Source organism: Desulfovibrio sp. (assembly GCF_019424165.1).
Lineage (GTDB): Bacteria > Desulfobacterota > Desulfovibrionia > Desulfovibrionales > Desulfovibrionaceae > Desulfovibrio.
Map to the genome: position 1 here is coordinate 245 of NZ_JAHZAA010000022.1, position 5,254 is coordinate 5,498.

At 45.6% G+C, this 5,254-nt stretch carries 3 protein-coding genes; all 3 read right to left on the reverse strand.

Going from position 1 to position 5,254, the window contains the following annotated elements:
- The coding region (locus tag QZ377_RS08480) for a PD-(D/E)XK motif protein (protein WP_291440727.1) at nucleotides 1-959 on the reverse strand (959 nt) is incomplete at its 3' end.
- Entirely contained in the window at nucleotides 952-3,609 is a 2,658-nt protein-coding gene (locus tag QZ377_RS08485; protein ID WP_291440728.1) for a Z1 domain-containing protein, read from the reverse strand. The genes QZ377_RS08480 and QZ377_RS08485, both read right to left, overlap by 8 nt.
- Nucleotides 3,606-5,087 (reverse strand): ATP-binding protein, encoded by a 1,482-nt coding sequence (locus QZ377_RS08490; protein WP_291440729.1) that lies wholly within the window; start codon nucleotides 5,085-5,087, stop codon nucleotides 3,606-3,608. The genes QZ377_RS08485 and QZ377_RS08490 overlap by 4 nt, the downstream gene beginning before the upstream one ends.
- Between the last annotated feature and the right edge of the window lie 167 nt (nucleotides 5,088-5,254).

Sequence of the window (5,254 nt, forward strand, 5' to 3'; positions counted from 1 at the left end):
AGAATGTGCTTGAAGTCGCAAGTAAAAGAATCAATTTTGTCCAGTTCAATCTGGTAGTTTACATGGAAGATACCCGCAGGCAGGCCAGAGCGCACCAGTTTGGGGAATTCATCACTGACAAGATATGCTCGAATATTTGCAATAAAAAATTTTGGAGAGTCATAATCCGGCAAGGGAATATATCCATAGTCGGCCAACTTCGCTTCAAAGCTGGCCAAAACATCCTTGTCATCCAGCAGGGCGGCTATTTTACCGACAAGATCATTCAAAGACATTGCCATGGCGTTTTCTTGGGATTCGGCAAGTGAAAAGCAGACGAGATAAAGCTTGGCTTCTATGGTTCCCAACTGATTTTCGGAGGAAATCCTGACAGAACTCCGATCACTGCTTGAAAGCGATTTCACTTCCACTGCTCTTCCAGAAAAAATAAAATCTTGGTGAATCCCGTCTGGGCCAGTCCAGGCGCTGATCGCATGTGCCGGAATGGGAGCCAACTCCAGGAGTCGTTCCAGAAAAATCAACTCTCCAAAAAGACCACGGTATTCTTGCGCGGACAGGAGGTGGGCATTTTTCCCCATCAAAAAAATACGCCAGCGTTTGAGGTGCTGAAGGGTTACGGAAAGAGCAACTTCAGGAAGTGTCACTTGCCGCAGGCTTGCAACAAGGCTTTTGCACAGGGTATGGAACAGGTCGCTGTCAACTTGGCGCTCCAACGTAAGAATCAGGTTCTGGCAATTTTGTGAAGCATCTCGCCGGAGGTCTATGTGCATTCCTTTGACCGACAATTTTTCTTGCATAAAGCGCGACTGAAAGTCACCAGCAAGCGACACCAAACAAAGGAATTTGCCGTCACGGTCTTTGCCCCAATAGACGGGGATCGCGCCACAATCAGGGGCAAGGCGTACATTATAATCGGCGTCGGGAATCGCAATGTCGTGCCAAGGCAAATGGTCACTCATCGAAATCCTCCTCATCTTCCATGTATGCCATTGCTTCCTGCCTGTTCTCTTCCCAAATTTTGTTGGCAGCGATTCTGATAGTGCGGCCATAGTCCCCAAACGGAAAACTGATACCGAAGGCCGGGGCTATCGCAGTTTGCTCTCCATCAGAAAGTTCCAGAAGGTGCAGCATTAAAAGAGGCTTGTTCCTAACTTTGCGGTAATGCACATCCGAAGGCTTATTGCTATTTTTAGGATCTCTTTCATGGTCTTCAAGAGCGAGATCCCTGGCCTCTTTTTCCTGAGTTTTTTCTAGACCAATACGTTCATCGCCTCGGCTTGCGACACGGGCTTTGGGCAGCACCCAAGCATCTCCGCTTTGTTTGGCACTTCTTGTCTGGAAGCCAAGCTTATAGGCACTGGCGTCCTCCTCATTTGACGAGACAGAAATCAATAGGACATCGCTTTTGTCATGTATATCTGCAATAACTCCCAAGTATTCGAGTATTCGCTGTTTTTCTTCCTCCAAATATGGATGGACTTTAAACTTGGATAAAAAGTCTTCAACGACACCTGTATTGACGTCTTTGGCCTCCCAGCCTTTGCTCGTTGGAATTATAGTTTTTCCAAGAGCATTTTTCCAATAATCTTGCATCAGTTGTTCATTTTCTGCATTTATTGTAATGTCAGTCGGAAGCTTGTAAGTCTCTCTCAGGTGGCCGCTATAGCTTTGCTGTACCGTTGTCGTAATTGCATTTCTCATTTTGTTTGCAGCAGTGATCATCAGCCTGTCAGGATGTCTTTCTACGTATAACCCGAACTGTTTGGGCGTCAGCCCTTCTCGGCGCATTATCCTGATCTGCCGCCTCAATTCTTCTGTTTTTTCTGCGATATGCTCGTACCACTCAATCGATTCTTCCGGAAGATACACACGGCAAAGATCTTCATACCCCCTGCGGTATCCAAACCATCGACCCATTTGCATCAATGTATCGTACATGCGTGTATTTCGATACATATAGCTAACACACAATCCCTCAAGCGTAAGCCCACGAGACAGGCTGAAACCGCCAACGGCTATAGCTGTCAAGCCATGGTCATCTTTTTCGTAGCGACCATAATCAAGGATATCGTCTGATTGGCTATTGATAACAAGCAATTTCAATGTATCAAAGGCCGAATAAAGCTTACTTTTTACGGTTGACCAATCTACTTCACAGTCAGAAAATTCTCTATCATAAATGGTTCGTAACGCCTGCATGTATTTGTTTTTCGACGAGGAGCTTTCAGGCATGGCATAATTTGCCTTCACAGCCTCGCGCAAGGATTTCTCGTATATGGCCAATAGAGATTTCACAGTTCTTTGAGCAGGAACAAACCTTGAAATATTGACAAGCATGGAGCAGTGCTTGTTTTGCTGCCCCCGGCAATTTCTGATTGCTTTGGCGATAATGAACGCATTGAATGCCGCATATAAACTCGGAGGAAGTTCCGTGAGGGAAAAATCCTTTTTATGCGAAAACGGGATATATTCTTCACAGTCGGCAATGGTGCGCAATATTCTCACGCTACTTTCGTCATCCAGGAAAACTTTCTCCGGGCCGAAATATGTGTTGGGGGCATCAAGCGAATATATGAAGTCGCGAGGGAACAATTCTTCGCGAACATCTTTACCATAGGATTCTGGATTTATAAATATATTTGCAAATGGGGTAGCCGTATATCCAACATAGCAAGACTTTGCGAAGAGGCTCAATATCTTTCTCAGCCAAGAGTTTGTTTGGGTAGGGTCAAGATCTGGCTTGTTGGTATTGATCGATGCGTTATCCGCTTCGTCATCGATCATCAGCATTGGCACATCCGATATTTGGCCATCTTTTGAATTCAGTTCCTTAAGCCACTTATGTAGCGACTTGAGCGTCGTGACATTCTTCTTGATTACAATAATAATAGGCTTGGTAATATCATTAAGTTTCAAGCCACTTTTTTCAGCAGTAGTTTTATTGAAGTCTTCTTTTATATTGGTAAGTGTTGCCGGATGAGGATAGTTTGGTTCAAAGCATCCGACGCCAATTGCAACTAAATTTGCCGGGTCACTGGAACGCCCGATAAACCCCTCATCAACCCTTTCCTGGGTTTGTTTTCGTAAATTATTGTGTATCCCGGCAATGACTATAATAAACTTGTAGCCAGCATCGGCAGACCTGGCGACCACTCCAAGGTAGTTCGCCGTTTTTCCCGACTGAACATGGCCAATTACCAGGCCGCGCCTGTCCCATGCGCCATCGTTGCGCGGATCTTGCAAATGCCCCAGAATGCGTTCGCTGGTTTCCGAGATGGCTTGTACAGCGTCCGGAGCCCAACCCTCACGCTTCAGATAGTTTTCGTAAGCACTGGAGTATGTCCATGCAATTTCCCGCTTCAAAACCCATTCATTATCATGCGGAGTTGTTGTGTCTACAATTGATACCCCCCTGCCGACGCGGGTATCGATTGCTACAAGAACTTCCTCGACAATATTTGCCAGATCGCCATCAAAGCCTTGCATCTTGGCAAACATTGCAGCTCGTTCTTCAACAATTTCTTTGGTCGGAGTGGGGACCTGTTTGCCCAATGAAATAATAAGAAGATTAACGACTTCTTTTTCTTTTTCCAAGCCAGAGACGTTCATGAAAACTCCTTCAAAACATACTTTTCAACCAGTGCCATCTTGTTGCCAAAGACCCGTTGTAGTGATTGCACAACGTCAAGGAACATCTCACGATCTGGTGCACAGTTTTTGAACAATGCCAAATGCAAATCTTGCAACTTGGCCCAAAGAGCTTCGTCGGAAACGTCTTCGGTCTCCACCAGTCGCGGTTTTGTTGCATAGTCGTCGTATATGCTTGCAACCGGCAGGGCTGAGGATATCGAATCAAGCAAAATTTCCAGCGACCGCCCATCGTCTTCGGACAATTTGTCCGACAAGGCTCTTACCAGGGCGTGATCTCTGTTTATCGCGTAATGAATCCCGTCTCGTTCTTCAAATCGATCCCATATGGGAGCCTTGATGTCACTGAACGATTTTTGGCCCCGCTTTTTATATATCCGTTTGCTGCCTTCGGATATTTCCGGAAGTATCTGCTTCAGCCTTTCACGAACAAGATGTGGCGGGCGGGCGCTGGATTTCTTGATGTCTATCGTCCAGATATTGTCGAGCGCGCTGGGAAAATCAATTTGCACTCTGGCAAGCTTGGTGGATTCTCCCTTCGGCATAAGCCGGAACCAGTCCCCCCAAGCCATGAGGCGGCCATTTCGGTAAACATAAGCGCCTTGGTTGGAAAGGAAATCGCTTCGATTTTTGTAGTATGTTTCATCTTTTGCGGAAAGTCTGGAAAAATGGGGCAAGATATAAGCGTTAATCAGCACACTCTCGCCGTTTAGAACAACCCTTTCATTTTCTATGATCCATTGTGAACCGCTTTTTTTGCAAAACGGATCAAAATATTCAACCGGATCTCCGTTTATAGATATGGATATTTTTTCTCTATTTTGAAATTCTCCATCCATGAATCTGTGGAAGACCAATGAAATGTGATTTCCAAGAACAGAAAGGCTTTCGTTTATCAGTTCATCACGTTTATTTTTTTGTTCTTCTTCAAACAACCTGTCAATCTTTCTCCATAAAACAAGTGTTCCATCTGCCCCAAGACGCTCTATAAAAGGAACATTGAGAATGTCCGAATTTTCCAGAACGGAAATAACCCAATCGTCTTCATCTTTTACAACATCAAGATCCCACTCCGCTCCACAAAGCTGTCCACCATGAGCACTGACAACAGTAAGTTGGCGGCATTGTGAAAAGGATGCTGTTTTCAAGCCAAGGCCAAACCTGCCAAGGTCGGTTCGCAGACGCTCAACTTCCGGGCCTGATGTTCCATGCTTCATTGCCGCCAACAGTTCGTCTTCATTCATCCCTGTGCCATTATCCAGAATAGCCAGAACAGGAGACTCGAACGACATGTCGCAGATGATGTCTATGGAAGTTGCCTGGGCAGAAATGCTGTTATCAATAATGTCGGCAACAGCAGTCTCCAACGAGTAGCCAAGATCGCGCAATGAAGCGGACAGCGAGCGCGCACTGGGGGGAAGGACTTTGGATTTTGCCATGTTAGTATCGCTACTTAATTCTATTATGCACCAAACATCATTGAAGCTTCGTTTTCAATATTTTTCTGCTCAATAAAAGCTGCATCGCGCAAAACAGACCACACACAATCGGCAATCTGCGTGGCCAACAGGGGCGGAACTGCATTTCCAACCTGGACATATTGCGC

What these genes read in the sequence shown, in the direction of transcription:
- QZ377_RS08490 (WP_291440729.1), bottom strand. Translation starts at nt 5,087, where the DNA reads ATGGCAAAATCCAAAGTCCTTCCCCCCAGTGCGCGCTCGCTGTCCGCT.
- QZ377_RS08485 (WP_291440728.1), bottom strand. Translation starts at nt 3,609, where the DNA reads ATGAACGTCTCTGGCTTGGAAAAAGAAAAAGAAGTCGTTAATCTTCTT.